Here is a 540-nt window from a genome sequence, read left to right on the forward strand (position 1 = left end):
CCGCCGCGATTACACCCAAGCCGGTTACGCTCACAGGTTTTTCCGTCGATAGCAGAACTTACGATGGCACTACGAACGCTACCTTTAGCGGTACGGGCAATATCGTTGGCATCGTTGAGGATGTCGGCGATGTGGTAACTGTGGAAAAAGGCACAGCGGCTTTTGCCGATAAAAATGCAGGACCGGACAAACCGGTCATATTTGACGGCTTCGCGCTCGCCGGTGCACACAAAGATAATTACGAACTGGCAGCACAGCCTGTCGCTACGGCAACAATCACCCCTTTGCCTGTCGTGGTCACGCCGGGCGATAATCTGAGTAAAACTTACAACACCGACGACCCCCCGGAGCTGACTTACACTTGGAGTCCGGAACTGCTCGATGGGGATATTTTTAGCGGCGTGCTCTCCCGCACCTCCAACGAAAAACCGGGGACGTATCCCATCACTCAAGGCTCACTGACTGCCGGCGGCAACTACGCTATCAGCATTGCAAATAAAGTCTTCACCATCATCCCGAAGAGCATTACCGCTTCAACGG

At 53.9% G+C, this 540-nt stretch carries 1 protein-coding gene; it reads left to right on the forward strand.

The window, feature by feature from the left end:
- Positions 1 to 540, forward strand: a 540-nt coding sequence (locus tag ASC50_RS03705; RefSeq protein ID WP_226995377.1) for a YDG domain-containing protein, incomplete at both ends; no start/stop codon positions are given.

It is taken from the genome of Candidatus Symbiothrix dinenymphae, assembly GCF_001431085.1.